Raw genomic sequence first — 16348 nt, forward strand, 5'->3', positions numbered from 1 at the left:
TTTGCCTTGTCACAGAAGAACGGGCTTTCATGGTTAAAGCACCACCACTTTACCCTTCAAAAATGGCGAAGGTATTGCTCTTAACCTATTAATTGACTAAAATTAACCCAATTAACACCTTAATGTAATCTTCCCTTATCTAATATATCTGTTAATTTTTTACATACTTGCAATATAACAAAAACTTTCAAAGCAATCATCTGTCATTAGCTTGGAAGTCGGAGGTCAATTGATGGTGCCAACTCAAGTGCAGCAAATCTCTATTGTTATTGCTGCTACGCTCTTAGCATGGGGAGTCGAAATTTCGGCGCACGCTGCACCGAAAAAACTCACAATCTATTCAGGGCGAGAAGAGAAAATTATGGCTCCCCTGATAGAAAAAGCTGAGAAAGATTTGGAAATGGATATTGAAGTGCGCTATGGGGACTCTACTGAATTAGCGATCGCTCTCATTGAAGAAGGTAAGAACAGCCCTGCTGATGTGTTTTACGCTCAAGATGCTGGTTCTTTGGGAGCTGTAGCCAAGGAAGGGCGAACCTTATCACTTCCGGCTCAGATACTTAACAAAGTGGACAAACAATTCCGTTCTCCTGTAGGGGAATGGGTTGGTGTTTCTGGAAGAGCAAGGGTTATAGATTATAACACTAACCTCGTCAACAAGAACGAACTGCCTACAAGTGTCATGCAACTGACCAATCCAAAGTGGCGAGGAAAAGTAGGCTGGTCACCTACAAACGGTTCTTTCCAATCATTTGTCACTGCCATGCGACTGATGCAGGGTGACCAAAAAACCTTGGAATGGTTGAAGGGAATGAAAGCTAATGGAGCCAAAGCTTATAGCGGTAACAGTGCTATTGTTGAAGCTTTGGGACGGGGGGAGATTGCTTTGGGGCTGGTTAACAACTATTACTTGTATAGGTTTACCAAAACAGATCCTAAATTTCCTGTTGCTATTCACCATACACGAGGTGATGCAGGAGCATTGATTAATGTGGCAGGTGTAGCAGTCCTCAATACAACCGATCAAAAAAGCGATGCCGAAAAGTTTGTCGCTTATATGCTGAGTCCTGAGGTACAAAAGTATCTGACTCAGGAATTTTACGAGTATCCTCTAATGAAGAGTATACCAGTATCCAACAATCAAATACCACTCAAAGAGCTACAACCTCCCCAAATCGATTTGAGCAAATTATCCGATCTTAAGGGAACACTCTCGTTACTTCAAGAGGCTGGTGTGTTGTAAATGGCTAATGGCTAATGGCTAATGGCTAATGGCTAATAGCTAATGGTTAGTTGCTAATTGTTAGTGGTTCTTGACGGGTTACTAAGTGAGAGGTAAAAAAACTTATCGACCACCTTTGTTTCTTATGGGCGCAGCAGGATTGACGGCTGTGGCGATCGCACTACCTTTGACTTACTTAGTTATCAGAACCTCTGGTGTGGGTGCAGAGCAATTATTAACTTTGCTATTGCGCCCCCGTACTTTGACAGTGTTGCTGAACAGTATTGGTGTAGCTGTGGCAAGCACTTTGTTTTCAATTGCGATCGCAGTTCCATTAGCGTTTTTGACAGTGCGGACAGATTTACCTTGGCGGCGATTTTGGCTGATTGCTACTACCTTACCCCTAGCGGTGCCTGATTATGTAGGTGGTTTTGCTCTGATTGCTGCTTTTGGTCCAAAGGGGAGTTTGTTACAACTTTGGTTGGAACCTCTAGGAGTGCAAGAGTTACCAGAAATCTACGGTTGGACTGGAGCTATTTTGGGGCTGACTTTATTTTCCTATCCGTATTTACTTCTGAGTATCCAAGCTGGATGGCAAGGCATTGACCCTACCATTGAAGAAGTGGCAAGAAGTTTGGGTTACAGCCAACGGGAAACTTTTTTTCGCATTATACTACCCATTCTTCGTCCTTCAATTATGGCTGGGGGATTGCTAGTAGCGCTCAATGCCTTGCAGGATTTTGGCACTACTTCAGTTATGCGTTTCGATACGTTTACACGTATGATTTTTGTGCAATACAGATATACATTCGATCGCAATCAAGCAGCAGCGCTAGCTTTAATATTAGTCAGTTTAGTGTTATCGCTATTGTGGTTGGAATATAAATGCCGCTCGCAAGCTACCTATTACAGCCGTTCTGACAAATCTTATCGTCCACCAAAATTGGTTCGTCTTGGTGTTTGGAAAGTTCCTGCAATTTTATTTTGCTTCATTGTAGCTAGCCTTGGTATACTGTTACCAATAACTGTACCTGTTTTCTGGTTGCTAAGAGGTTTAACAAGCACAGGGGTAGATGATATTATTTCTTTACCAAAACTGATGCAATTAGCTTGGCATTCAATGGTAGCAGCAGGATTGGCAGCGATAGTAGCTACGCTCTTCGCCCTACCAGTGGCAATTCTCTCAGTACGGTTTCCCAGTCGCATCAGTAGCGCTATTGAGCGTTGTAGTTACATTGGCTTTGGCTTACCTGGAATTGTGGTGGCTCTGTCACTGGTATTTTGGGGGGCAAATTACTTACCATGGTTGTATCAAACGTTGCCAATGTTGGTATTTGCTTATTTAGTCTTATTTGTTTCTCAATCTATAGGGACTGTGAGAAGTTCATTGCTTCAGGTACACCCTCAAATAGAAGAATCAGCGCGAAGTTTAGGTAGATCTTCTTGGCAGACTTTAACAGAAGTTACATTACCGCTTGTGTGTCCGGGGATCTTGGGTGGAGCTGCTTTGGTATTTCTGACAGCAATAAAGGAGTTGCCTGCAACATTGCTTTTGGCTCCAATTGGCTTTAATACTTTAGCTACGCATATTTGGAAAGCAACCGAGAGTGTTTCTTACAGTGATGCTGCATCTGGTGCATTAGTTATGCTGGTCATTTCAATGAGTTGTACGTTATTGGTGCTATCTCAGAGCCGTTACAAAACACTTACCCTAGAAGCACGTCGTAGTTTACAACGGGAGGCTGATTGATAATACTCAAATTTTACCCCACCCGCCTGACGGCACCCTCCCCTTGCCAAGGGGAGGGTTGGGGAGGGGTGATTTTTATTATAATTGTTCAACCGAACATGATATTACCACGCTCATCAGTGGACTGCATTACTCACCTCTAATATTCTGAAGTAAGGTTCTCATTTCCGTTGCTTCCGGTATCATTTTCAAACTCTCAAAACTAAGAGCGGCTTTTTCAGCCCAGGTGCGAGTTTCTTCTAAATTTCCTTGTTGCTGTGACAAGTAAGCAAAGGAACGCTGGTGAAAAGCTATCGAATGCTTATCTTTGTTATGCTCTGCTACAGGGAAACCCTGCTTCAAGATTTGTTGAGCGACTTCTAAATTTCCTTCCTCAATTGCTAAATCGGCTAGCCAGTTTTGAATGGCAATCTCCGCCCGTTGCCATTCTATATTCTTTGCTTGTTTCAGTGCTTGTTGGTAAAGTTTCTTGGCTTGAACATAATCCTCATTTAGGAAGAAAATCTTAGCTTGATAATAAAGGGTTTGAATGTGCTGGCGCTGACGTTCTAAATCGTCTATTCCAGACTGTTTCAGCATATTTTGCTTGATTTTCATCCAATCATATGCTTCGTCAAATTTGTTTTGATGGATGGAGAGAACAACCATCCTAGCTGCTAATTCCACTTGGAAGGTGATATCTTGATGGTTCCGTAACTCCCAAGCAAGTTGTAAAAGTGTGCTTGCTTCTTCCAAACATTTTGGCTGTCTTGTTAAAGTGAGCGTCCAACCTTTGTCGTACAAGATTTCCGCTAATGTCGATCGCTCGCCCCGTTCTTCTGCGGCTTCAAGCAACCAATCCGTCCACACTAAGCGGTCATCCCAATATCCTCGCACGTGAGTATATCCTTTAATTTGTCGCCAAAAACTGAGGAGGTCGTCATATTTTCTCTTTTCCCTGCACCATTTCATCACATCTTGGAGGTTTTCCCATTCCAGATCTAAATGACTATATTCGGGATACCATTTTTTTTCATCAATATTGCCGTATTCCTGAGAGAATTTTAAATACCACTTCACCCACTGCGATCGCACGGGCTGTTCAAATTCAGGATTGGCTGTGAGTTCGGCAGCCGCATACTCGCGAGTCAAAGGGTGTAAGCTATAACGTGCGTCCTGCTGACGAACTAGCGAAAGTTGTTGAAGTTTGGCTAATCCTTCATCAGTATGAATCGAGTCCTCCATAGCAATTGCCGCAATGGTTTCTCTCTCAACTGGTTTGGAGAATAGCGATAGTGTCATGAGTATTCGGTGAGACGGTTTTCCTCGCAAAGGTTCCACAGAAGTCTTGAAACAAAAGCGAGCAACATCACCATCTGCGCTTTTTAATTTTGTCAGCACGTAATCTAGCGTATATTTTGCTGCTAACTGACCAACAGTATAAACGATTGCTGCCGGGATGCCATGGGTGTTTTCATACAGTAATTGAGTTTCCTCTGGCTTTAGTTTTATCCCTTTTTCTTTTGCTTGGTATGCGATTAAGTCTAAAGCTTCTTCTTTTTCTAGAGAGTTCAAACGGATTGGAACAAACAGAGCTTGCTCGCGTGTAGTTAGAATAACTTTAACTGTACGTGGCAAGTCGTACACAAAGCTTAATAATTCCTGTTTGTCTTCGATAGTTTCCAAGTTGTCCACAATCAGCAAAGTTCGTTGCTGCTTTAAGCTATCTCGAATCAAGTCGAGTTGATCCTCTGGAGATCTATAGCTAATTTCAGGACGTTCTAGGGTATGAGCGATCGTTCGATATATATCTCGTAAATTACGTTCGCGTTTGAGACGAGGTAAAATACGTAAAGCTTTCAAATACTGCTGTTTAGCTGATGTAAAAATAATTGCCTCAAAAGTCGGTATAGTTGTTCCTTCAAAAGTCCGCACTTCTGAACCGAGAGTACTAGCCTTGAGGCAAAGATGAGCAGTTTCCAAGACAAGTGTTGTCTTTCCCACACCACCAACACCATCAACACTAATCAAATGAGCCGGATGCTCGAAGGAAAGTAGTTCTAACAAGCGAGTCAACTCTTGACGGCGACCAATAAAATTAGTACACTCTCGATTGGGTAAATTTTCGTGGATAGACGATGAGGTGGTTTCGATTTCTGTAATGCGATCAACTGTCACTATAGAAGGAACTACAGTTACAAATTGTGAATCTTGAGGAGTTTCTGTAAAAGCAGTTGACTCTGAAGACGGTTGTGTTACACCATGTTGTAATTGCTCGGCGAGAAAAATTCGGAGTCGATTCTCCTTACCGCGACTGCTACCACTCACTTTAAACTTGTTGTACACTTGTCCCATCCGCTTCAAGCAAGCGCCTTCAGATGTATTTAACTTCTTAGCGATATCGTGATAATTCAGTTTCTCGCCGTAGCGAAGCAGAAAAACCTCCTCCTGCTCTTTAGAGAGTTCGTAGTTACGAGCCATTTGCGCCAGAAAGTCGCGTGGGAACATCCGCCTTTCCTCCTATCCATCCGTATACTTCAGTTTACATAGTATTTCGGAGTTTTCTGGAGTAATACAGAGGCTAATTTAGAAATCTTATAATTCAGAGCCAATAGACTATAATCTGAAATCGAGTAGGCAAAAGCACTTAAAGTTATGCATACAGTTTATCGTTTAAATACCAGTGAATTAGACCAAAGTTTTATCAACGCATTGAAAGCGACTTATTATGAGAAAGAGATTGAGATTGTTGTATACGAAGTTGATGAAAGTGCTTACTTGATGGCTTCACCAGCTAATAGAAAAAGATTGTTACGTGCGATAGAAAACGTTAAGAATGGATCTAATTTGATTCAGGTTGATGTAGAAAATATCGAATGAATAGAAGAGTAGTATTTGAACCGAGTGCATTTGAAGATTTTAGTGAGTGGTCTAAGTTAGGGAAGATATATGGTGTGGTATTATTTGTTTTCTGTCGCCTATGCCACTTAGGTTAGAGTATCACTTGCTTAGCAATATTTGGGTTAGTGGGTTGGGCGATCGCTCTAGTTGCTTTGTTATATTCAGTAATATGCCCAAAAAAGTAAGAGAATTGAAACAGATGTTGCAGAAAGCAGGATTTACACTGTTGCCTAAACGGGGGAAAGGGAGTCATTCCTACTGGAGTCATCCACTTTTGCCAAATCCTATAGTTCTTTCTGGCAAAGATGGCAAAGATGCAAAACTTTACCAGGAAAAAGACGTAATAACAGCATTAGAAGAACTAGAGCAGTTAGAGCAAGGGAATGGATAATAATGAAATATAGCATTTTGATTCAGTGGTCTGAGGAAGATCTGGCATATGTTGCTAGTTTGCCGGAATGGGGGAAATACGCTCGGACACACGGGGAAACTTATGAAGAAGCACTTGAGAACGCTAAGGAAATTTTAGAAGATTTAGTGTACGCCTATGAGCAAATCGGTAAGCCTTTACCAGAGCCTTCTACACTACAGATAGCGTAAATTTATAGCTCTTTCAGTTATTTATTCCCCTAGCCAGTCCATATACAAACGAATTCGACTCATGACTGTCTGCTAGCTCTATGTAATGACTCTATCCGGTCAGCTTCTACTTCTTCTTCAGCAACATCATTATCAATTTCTTCTCGATTTATATGATAGTACGTTAATGCCGCATAAACTTGTGCAATGCTTAAATGCCCAATCCGTGCAGCAATCTCTTCTGCTCTCAAGCCTTGTTTATACCAGATAGCAATTCGCCGCACTGTGACACCAGTTTCAGCAATAATCGGACAGCCCCCATGAATTCCAGGGTGAAGGGTAATGAGAGTACCAATATCAGTAATAGTAGTTGACATAGTTGATTATAAGCGTTGCCTTGTTATCTATCTTAGTGGAAGATGAGAAATCACGGCTACACAAACAGAGTCCGCGCCGACGGACTAGTTCTTAGCCCGGTTGTCAGGCTTTAGTTTATCCCTTATACACTAGGTTACATACTAATTCTGAGTTTTTCAGAGTAATACAAAGGTATATTTGGAATTCTTAACACTCAGGTAGTTGCCGAAACAAATATTTTGGTGTAACTTCTTAAATGTAAAGTTTCAGAGGTTATCAATTTATCAGAGTTTTTCTGCCTCTGAATTAAATTGACAGTAACAGCAACGGCGATCGGTTCCAACTTTTGGAGAACACATGAAAAGATTGTTGTTAATAGTACTAGGCTTTCTTACGTTTATTGTATGCACTGCACTGACCATGCAACTCTCTAAAGCAGCAACACCAATTCCAGGGTGGTCAGACTATACAACAGCCACAGCAGAAGCTTATTGTTTAGCGAAGCACCCTTATCGGACGAACTATACAGGTACATTTACACCAGACGGCTTTGAAATTGCCACTGCTCCTGGACTCGTCGGCGCTGTTCGTCGGAATTTTGTGTATGACAGAGGCTCGACTACCTTGGATCGAGGAAATGAGCAAACTTGCTCCCAGGCTTGTGGAGAATTTGGAAAATTTTACCCTACCTCGAAAGGAAAATCACTAACACAGAAGGTAGGTGAAAGAACATTCGCAAGTGGTATAGGAGACATTGCTTCATTGGCTGTCCAAGACAAGGATTTTTATTTAGACAAGACAATAATTGCAGGCATATGGGCGAGATCGAGTACCTTTCAGGAAGAGGATGTTGCTCAAGCGGATTTCTGTTGTTGCCAAGCTACTAACTAACTGTACAATTTTGGATTTTAGATTTTGGATTTTGGATTGAGTTAACCGTGCTCGAGCTTAATCTCAATCAACTAGCTGTCACATTCTTGTTTCACTTTAGTATCAGTTTGGTTTTATGCGATCGCCCAAACAGTACCCTCTTGCATTGTTCTTAAAGAGACTTGCTCAAAAGGCGATCGTTTAAATCTACCAATTTATCTGCGTCCATCAGCGTGCATCTGCGGTTAATTATTTACCTTTTTAGACTTTTGCAAGAAGTCTAATCAACTCGCACCAGGAGAAAGCGATGTCAGAGAAAGCTTTGGTTATCGATAATTTCCAGAAAGATGCAACTTTACCACTGATGCCGAATCCGGCTGTTTGGACAAGTTATGACTCGAGATGGAACAATATTCAGGCAGCACATTTTCGACAACCAGCTTGGGAACTACCTAAATTTTATAACCTCCAACATATCATCATCATTCCAATCGCGCCACATCATCACACAGTAAACGTAGAGTTTGTCTTGGAAAACCGTATATTGGAAATGCAGTATCATCCGACCGATCCTTTAGATGGCTGCATTGAAGTCTTTCCAGCACACTTATGTTCCAAAATTTCCTGGGATAAAGATATTGAACACACTCATTTCTATCTTGAGCCTGCGTTTGTTTCTCAAGTAGCCCATGAAGCGATCGATCCAGATCGTGTTGAGCTAGTGTTTGAACCGAAGAAAGTCGATTTTTTAGTCTACCAGATTTGTCTAGCACTTCAAGCAGATCTACAACAGGGAAGTGGAAACAGCTTCTATGCAGATTCGATGGCAACTGCACTATCAGCACATTTACTACAACACTACACAACCCGGAAACATACCCTGCAAGAATATGAAGATGGGATGCCCAAAGACAGATTACAACAAGCATTAGACTATATCAATGAAAATTTAGATAAGGATTTATCATTGAAAGGAATTGCCAAGCAATTAAATATAAGCCAGTACTATTTCTGTCGTCTGTTCAAGCAGTCTACAGGTATAGCTCCTCATCAATACTTGATTCAACAGAGAGTAGAACGGGCAAAGCAGTTGTTGAAGCAAACCAAGCAAACAGTTACATGCTAAACCTTCTCCTGTTCACAAGTATCCGCGTCCTTTTGATGAAGTGTTTGGGCGAGAGGCAGAAATCAAACAAAGTATTGTTGCACTAAAGTTGTTACAAACAGTAGAGTTATGCGGTTCAGCAGGTGTTGGTAAATCGGTTCTCTTGCGTTACCTTGCCCATCATCCAGAGGTCAATTCAGTACAGCACTTTCCTGATGGATTGGTATACTACAGACTTTATCCACAGCAATCTGTTGAAGATGTGCAACAGATGCTTTTTGAAGCGTTCTACGAAAGCGATCGCTCCTTTAAGCCCTCAGGTAATCGAATTCAGCAAGACTTACACAAAAAGAATGCTTTAGTCGTACTTGACAATGCCCAGTTGTCTCGTGAGGATTTTCCCGCTTTAGTTACGAGTTTTGCTGGTTTGAGCAGCTGGTTGATCGTGCCAATGTTTACTTCATCACCGCCTGTTGGTATTACATCAAGTCAAACAATTGTACCTACTTCTACTCCAACCCCAACACTAGACCCTTCCATTCCAAATTGCATTGCTGCTAACGTTCAACAGTACTTGAATATACGCTCTGAACCAAACGTAAGTGCTAGACCCGTTGGTCGGTTAACCTCTGGAGAGCAGACATCAACTACTGGAATGCGGTTAAGGGATTTTATAGAAATTAACAATCCTGTTAACGGTTGGGTTAACAAAAACTTTATACGACGATGTATTTCAAAGCTTGACCAAAAAGAAACACCGACACCTACTCCTACTCCCACCCCATCCAATGAATCTAACATTCCACGGGAAACATCAACACCTACTTCTACTCCTACTTCATCCAATGAATCTAACATTCCACGGGAAATATCAACACCGACACCTACTCCTACCTCATCCAATACTCCTGACATTTCAAAGGAAACATCAACAACTACTCCTAATCCATCCGATGAGTTATCCCCACTGCTGACATCTAAACAACTAGAGCAACCTCCACAGCCCAGAACAGAAGAAATTATAAGACCGTGGTCGTCCGAAGTAGTTAACGAAATGCGGTTAATTATTGAAAAAGTTCAAAAAACTGATGGAATATTGCGAATTTATATGAAAGCTGAAAATCAGACTAGTCAAGACAAACAATTAGACCTTCATTTTAATAAATTTTATGTAAATGACAACTTAGGAAATGCGTATGAAGATGTAAGCTCTGTCTTTGGCGGTACTAACTGGCGTGGCATAGTTCCTGGTTCAGGAGTAGCTCGTGGTTACGTGGTTTTAACTCCTACTATCGATACGGGCGCATCGACTATTACAGTCAATTTTGGTGACTATCCTACTTTTAGCGGTGGCAAGCTTTCTGTAGTAGTACCAATAAAGTAAGTAATAATTTTGCCATTTTACAAATATATTTCTCACCAAATATTTAGTGTGTCTCATCAACTAGAATCAACAGTTGTAAAGAGGAATTATGAGCGAACAACAAAGACAAGGTAGCCAATATTACTTTAAATACAATGGGAACAATTCTGGCTCGATTATTCAGGGGGAAGGGAACTATCAAGAAACCAATACATATGCTAGTGAAAAGAAAAATCTTAATCAAGCCGCTCAAGAAATTCAGGGACTACTAGAACAGCTGGACAACTCTTACCTAACCAATACTTATTTTGAAAAAGTGAAAGTGGCTGAAGAAGCTATAAAGCGAATTGAAAGTAACCCAAAACTATATCAAAGAGTACTTAGTGCCTTAAAAACAGGTGGTGCTCAAGCTTTTGAACAATTTCTCAATCATCCTGCAGCCAGTTTTGTGATTGGTGCTTTAGAGGATTGGCAGAAAAGCAAAGGCACTTAAGCGTTGTTGAAATATCGTCACCGTTCATCAACTATTGACTAGTGGTAGCGGTATGAGTTTCTTTAGAACCAACTTAGTCTCAATTTTGCTCCTCGACTAGCACCTTTGTGCTGCATCACTATAAGTAAATTTAGATTTGCCGATAGTCGTTACTCAATCTTAATGTACTAAATTAGATGACATCTTAGCTTCTCTCAGGTAATAAGCATAACCTATGAAGTAATAATGTCAGCTTCCTTCTGCAGTAAATATACACTTGCTCTTTGTAATTTTAAGTAGTCGCGAGCAGAAACCAGGGTAGCAAAACGTCTGCAAAGAATTACGAAATAACTGTAATACTAGCAGTTGTGCAATCTCAACTGTTAAAAAGCTTAAAAGATAATGGAGTTGTTGGTTGTGAGAGTTGAAACGCCATCACTTCAAAACAATAACGACTAAGTAAATTACATTGGTTTAGATCTTGGACATCAGTTAACCAAAATTGTTATTGCATACAGTAGAAAATTCAGGAGACAAAATAGTAATGCTAAATACCATAATTCTCGCTAAGAACTCTATAAAAGTGGATGATTTAGAGCAAGCATTGGATACACTACAAAAATTTGCTTTAGTTCCAGATTTCATTGATAATATCGCACTTGCATTTGGTAATGAAATAGACTTAAGTATTCTAGAATATTTAAGACAACAATGGGCATCTGGTTATTTTGAGCAACTTCCTAAAATTGAGATTCGCCCTGCAGCAGAGATTAACCAGGCATATGGTGCTTTTTCAAGTACCACAAACACTATCTATCTCTCTCAAGAGTATGTTAACCAGAATGCTAGCAATCCTGGAATGATCGCCAATGTCCTATTGGAGGAAATTGGACATTTTATTGATTCGCAAATCAATTTAATAGATGCGCCTGGAGATGAAGGAGAAATTTTTGCAGCATTGGTTCAAGGAAAACCACTTGAATCTCAACATTTGCAACAACTAAAAACACAAGATGATTCAATCGTTATTAATATTGATGGTCATTTATTTGTAGCAGAAGCAGCTACAAATCCACCAGAAATTAATTTAGGTTTGTTGGCAGGATCAATTAAACCATTACTTGATAGCATTAAGTCTACTATTCAAACACAGTCTGTTAATAATTTACCACTCTTAGGTGACTTAAATTTACGACACTATGTTAATGATTTAATCACTGAAGTTGTTGAGCAAAGAATAAAAAATGAACTAGATCTGGTTCAAAATAAAACAGTTCAATCTATTAAAGAAGCTCTTTTTAAGGCTTTAGGTCCAACTAATAAGGGTGGATTAGGACTACTTCAAGATTTAAGTGGTGATGGAGTTATTAGATTGAACGAGGGTGGACAACCTGAAAATCAAAGTGATATTCGGGCTATAGAAGATACTAATAGCATTAGCTTCTTACTTAAAATTGGTAAAGATTTTAGCTTACCACTCAATATGCCAAGATTGGGTCTTTCCTTGAAGGGAGACATTACTCCAAACTTGAATGTCAGTGTAACAATTGGATTTGGTGTAGACACTGATGCTTTCTTCATAGATACAAAAAATCCGGGTGAACTTACAGCTACAATTAAGAACCCATTTGTTAACCAAAACAATCAACCTCTCAATTTCACTGGTAACTTAGGATTACTGCAAATAAAGGCTACAGATAATGGTAGTAATTTATCTGCCAATTTCTCCGCTGATATTACAAGTAATCAAGCAGATGCAAATGGACGGGTAAGGACATCAAATACTACTAGCCTGACAGTTGCTCCTGACTCAACATTGAAAGCTAATGCTGACCTTAAATTGAAGCTGAATACCGAGCTTCTCAATGGTGTCTTGCCATCAATCAGTTCTGAGTTTAACGTTTTAGGTTGGACTTCTGATTCTTTTAGTGAAGCTCCTACCATTGCTTTCAATAAAGTAGCATTAGACCCTGGTTCATTTGTTAACAAATTTCTTGCCCCAATCTTAGACAAAATTGACACTGTTAGTTCTCCATTTAAACCCTTAGTCAAGGCACTAGATACACGTTTACCACTTATCAATAATAACTTGATTGAGCTTGCCCAATTTCTAGATCAAAATGCGGTGTCACCTGGAACTAGGCAATTCATTAAACAGTTGTCTAAGATTCAGGAACTTGCTGAGGCTGTCAAAAAAGAAGATGGAAGCGGTATTCAATTTGCCTTAGGAGATTTTGTCATTGTTGGTGGTGATGTCCGCAATACACCTATCAATACATTATCGGCAGAAAATACAATCATCAAACCTCAATCGGTAGAACTAGTACCATTATCAAGCAGTCCTGCAACTAGCAATAACTTTATCCAACAACTCAGAACTATTGGGTTCGGTTTACCAATTTTGGATGATGGTAAAAATACAGTTAATTTACTCTTAGGTAAGCAAGATAATGTATCTCTTGTTACCTACAATACACCGGATTTCCAATTTAGAATTACTGATGTGCAGTTTGGCACAATTCCAGTTCTTGGACCCTTTGGAATTGCATTTGGAGCTTCACTCAGAGCTAAGGCTGGTGTTCAATTTGGCTTTGATACTGAAGGGCTATTAAAATTTGCTAAGGGATCAGACGAACAACGAGGCACTAATGATGATTTTACAAAACCTGAAGATATTTTCGATGGATTTTATGCAAGTAAACCTGATGGAGGTAATAACCTCTTAATAAATGGTGAACTAAACGCAAAGGCTGTTGCAGAAGCTGGTATTGTTCAGTTTGGAGTTGGGGGAGGGTTGAATGCTGGAGTTAACTTTGACTTAAAGGGAGAAAATGGAAAAGTCAGAGCCAGCACAATTAGTAGTACTTCTCCATTATGCTTATTCGAGCCGAACGGTAGTTTATCTCTGGTAGTTTTTGGTTCTATTAAAGTTAGACTAGGTTTCTTTTCTGTTACTAAACGTCTTGACTTTGCCAGAGTTAAGCTGATGGACTTCTCTAAAGGTTGTTCAGCTTCTGAAAATGAGATTTACAACGCACCTTTTGATCCAGTACAACAGTCTGAAAAGCTTGCAGCACAGGGATTGTTAATTCGCAGAGCAACATCAAGTGAGGATAATATCCGTATCCGTGTCATCGATACAGGTGGAGAGAAAAAGGAAGGAGAAATTATCAGCCCCGAAGACATGACCTTATTTGGCTTAGATCCAGATCAACCTGAAAATAAGAAACAATACTCCAAAGTGAGTCATGTTGTGATTTACGGTGGTCAAAACAAGGACACGATTACTCTTGAGAGCATTAACGTTTCATCTGAACTCTACGGAGAAGACGGTGATGATGAACTCACTGGAGGAAATGGTGATGACTTTTTGGTTGGGGGACAAGGTGCCGATAGTCTCAATGGAGGCGGAGGAGTCAATAATACAGCAAGCTATGCAGATACTAAAGCAGGAGTTGACGGTAAAACAGGAGTTAGAATCGATTTGCTAAATCCTAGTAGCAATACAAGTGACGCAAAAGGAGACACACTAGAAAATATCCAGCAAATAGAGGGGTCAAGATATGACGATACAATAATTGGCAACATTAATATTGTTGTTTTAGATGGTGGTCTGGGAAATGACACCTTAATTGGTGGCAACAACGACAATAATTTACTGGGTGGGCGCGGAGCCGATACAATGGACGGACAAGCTGGACATGATTCAGTTTCATACTTCAGTTCAGACGCTCCAGTCTATGTCAATCAGAGAAATAAAGTAGTATCTTTTACTAACGTAAATACTGGGAATTTTATTTATTTAGCGGCAAATCGAGCTTATGGTGGTGAGGCTGAAGGTGATATCCTGCTCAATATTGAGAAACTACAAGGCTCATACTACGATGACATTTTGGTAGGAAGTGATACTAGCTTTGGTGACAAGCCTAACGAATTAGATAGTTTGGACGGTAACGATATTGTTCTGGCTGGAGCTGCTCCAGAGATTTTGGACGGTGGCGAGGATACTGACTGGATTTCTTATTGGAATTCAGATGCCGGAGTCAAAGTTGATTTGCAACCGGGAGTAAAAGGTATTGGTGGATATGCTCAGGGCGATTCATTTAAACATCGTCAAGTAATACCATATAACAATATTAAGTCAAAAATGGATTTAAAAGAAGTTCCCCCTCCAAACATTATCATTCCAGAACCAAAACAAGAAGAAAGTTCTTTTGAAAACTTAGAGGGTTCATTCTACAAAGACATTTTGAGCGGCGACCTCCAAAACAACATCATTCGTGGTCTAGATGGTGATGATAATCTTTTAGGTGAAGAAGGAGACGATACACTCATAGGCGGTGCGGGAGGAGATGACTTGAATGGCGGAATAAACAATAGTACACTACGGGCAGACTTGACCATAGAGCTAGTGCAAGCTGGAAATTTAGGCGGAGGTGATACTGCCAGTTATCAGGACTCAAGTAACTTTGTTATTGTCAACTTGTTTCAGGGTATAGGTTCTAATGGGGATGCAGAAGGCGATACGTTTACATCCTTGATACCAGAAAGATCTACAATTGAAAATCTCATTGGCTCGAAATATGGAGATAGATTGACTGGCGATGCTCAAAACAATGACATCAACCCAGGTTTGAGTAGTGGCAAAACAGATTTTGTTGATGGTAGTTTTGGTACAGACAGCCTTACTTTAGACTATTCTGCTAATGATTACGGGAAAGGAATTACTGGAGGATTCCAAAATATTGTCAATGGTTCTGGTTTGATCTCTAGAAATACTAAGAATGGCAGTACTCAAGATGCTGTTGAATTTGTCAATATAGAACGCCTTTTTATTGTTGGAACAATTCAAAATGACACAATTATTGGTGGTTCAGGCAGCGATGTTCTGCTACTAGGTGCTGGCGATGATTCTATTACTGGTGGCGACGGAGATGACTTGCTTGATGGAAGTGATGGTAATGACATACTGATTGGTGGTTTTGGTAAAGATCAACTTATGGGTGGTGACGGTGATGATGTTCTAATTGGAACCAATAATGCTGGCTCTTCAGAAAAAGTGACTAACAATGTAAGAGTCATGCAGCAGAGCCTTCCAATTCCGCAAAGCGAAAATATACTATCTATACCTAGTGGAAATGGACTAGCACCAGTGTCTCAACGGTCTTTACCGATCCAAATATCATATAACCTGCCAGAGAACAGAGATACACTAACTGGAGGTGCTGGAGCAGATAAATTTATCCTTGGAGATCAAAATAGTTCTTTCTATACTAATAATAACGAACACTATGTTTTGATTAAGGACTTCAATCAAGATGAGGGGGATATCATCCAACTCTATGGTCAGAACAATCGATTTAATAACGACTATTACTTGTTGCCAAATCAACCTCCTACCGATTCTGCTGATGTTCCAATTGCTGGTTTTCCTGAGGGTGTATTTCTATATAGTGGAACTACAAAAACACGCAATCAGGATGATTTGATAGCTATCATCCAAGGAAATATCAACCTTACTCTTACAGGCACAGAAAAGTATTTTAGCTTCGTTGGCCCCCCCCCTGTAATTCTGAGATAACAGGAATAATGCGAAAGTGCAAAAAACCAGGATTTTGAACAAAAATTAATCAGATGAAGGACTTGCTCAGTTCGAAAACTCCGCTTGTGAATCAGTCTAAAGAATTTTACCTCAACTGAATAGTGTTCCAATTATAGCTAAAAATAACACTCCAACGTCACAAAACTTT

12 protein-coding genes are annotated in these 16348 nt (G+C 40.1%); 10 read left to right on the plus strand and 2 right to left on the minus strand.

Annotated elements, in window-relative coordinates:
- Nucleotides 1-232 precede the first annotated feature (232 nt).
- Both F7734_RS45475 and F7734_RS45480 read left to right on the plus strand, forming a co-directional pair.
- Complete coding sequence (locus F7734_RS45475; RefSeq protein WP_155750937.1) at nt 233-1243, plus strand: iron ABC transporter substrate-binding protein; 1011 nt, start codon at nt 233-235, stop codon at nt 1241-1243.
- 85 nt (nt 1244-1328) lie between these two features.
- Nucleotides 1329-2972 (plus strand): iron ABC transporter permease, encoded by a 1644-nt coding sequence (locus tag F7734_RS45480; protein ID WP_347566395.1) that lies wholly within the window; start codon nt 1329-1331, stop codon nt 2970-2972.
- Nucleotides 2973-3101: 129 nt separating this feature from the next.
- Here the strand turns inward: F7734_RS45480 and F7734_RS45485 are convergent, their stop codons facing one another.
- On the minus strand, nt 3102-5459 hold the full coding sequence (locus F7734_RS45485) for an NB-ARC domain-containing protein (protein ID WP_155750938.1): 2358 nt from the start codon (nt 5457-5459) through the stop codon (nt 3102-3104).
- A gap of 147 nt (nt 5460-5606) precedes the next feature.
- On the opposite strand from F7734_RS45485, the gene F7734_RS45490 reads away from it, so the two are divergent.
- From F7734_RS45490 to F7734_RS45500, 3 genes are all read left to right on the plus strand, one after another.
- Complete coding sequence (locus tag F7734_RS45490) at nt 5607-5831, plus strand: hypothetical protein (protein WP_155750939.1); 225 nt, start codon at nt 5607-5609, stop codon at nt 5829-5831.
- Between the two features lie 190 nt (nt 5832-6021).
- Nucleotides 6022-6243, plus strand: a complete 222-nt coding sequence (locus F7734_RS45495; protein WP_155750961.1) for a type II toxin-antitoxin system HicA family toxin — start codon at nt 6022-6024, stop codon at nt 6241-6243.
- Nucleotides 6244-6245: 2 nt separating this feature from the next.
- Nucleotides 6246-6452, plus strand: a complete 207-nt coding sequence (locus F7734_RS45500; protein WP_155750940.1) for a type II toxin-antitoxin system HicB family antitoxin — start codon at nt 6246-6248, stop codon at nt 6450-6452.
- Between the two features lie 59 nt (nt 6453-6511).
- Here the strand turns inward: F7734_RS45500 and F7734_RS45505 are convergent, their stop codons facing one another.
- Nucleotides 6512-6808 carry a DUF433 domain-containing protein gene (locus F7734_RS45505; protein WP_155750941.1) on the minus strand — a complete coding sequence of 99 codons (297 nt, stop codon included), beginning with the start codon at nt 6806-6808 and terminating at the stop codon, nt 6512-6514.
- Nucleotides 6809-7208: 400 nt separating this feature from the next.
- Here F7734_RS45505 and F7734_RS45510 point away from each other — a divergent pair, with 400 nt between their 5' ends.
- The 5 genes from F7734_RS45510 to F7734_RS65735 all read left to right on the plus strand — a co-directional run bounded on the left by F7734_RS45510 (nt 7209) and on the right by F7734_RS65735 (nt 16179).
- The gene (locus F7734_RS45510) at nt 7209-7679 is read left to right on the plus strand and encodes a hypothetical protein (protein ID WP_155750942.1); all 471 of its coding nucleotides are present in this window, start codon (nt 7209-7211) and stop codon (nt 7677-7679) included.
- A 286-nt stretch (nt 7680-7965) separates the two neighbouring features.
- The gene (locus F7734_RS45515) at nt 7966-8784 is read left to right on the plus strand and encodes an AraC family transcriptional regulator (RefSeq protein ID WP_155750943.1); all 819 of its coding nucleotides are present in this window, start codon (nt 7966-7968) and stop codon (nt 8782-8784) included.
- Nucleotides 8785-8824: 40 nt separating this feature from the next.
- Complete coding sequence (locus tag F7734_RS45520) at nt 8825-10147, plus strand: AAA family ATPase (protein ID WP_155750944.1); 1323 nt, start codon at nt 8825-8827, stop codon at nt 10145-10147.
- Nucleotides 10148-10235: 88 nt separating this feature from the next.
- Complete coding sequence (locus F7734_RS45525; RefSeq protein WP_155750945.1) at nt 10236-10619, plus strand: hypothetical protein; 384 nt, start codon at nt 10236-10238, stop codon at nt 10617-10619.
- Between the two features lie 523 nt (nt 10620-11142).
- Entirely contained in the window at nt 11143-16179 is a 5037-nt protein-coding gene (locus F7734_RS65735; protein WP_155750946.1) for a hypothetical protein, read from the plus strand.
- Nucleotides 16180-16348 lie beyond the last annotated feature (169 nt).

This window comes from Scytonema sp. UIC 10036 (assembly GCF_009725235.1).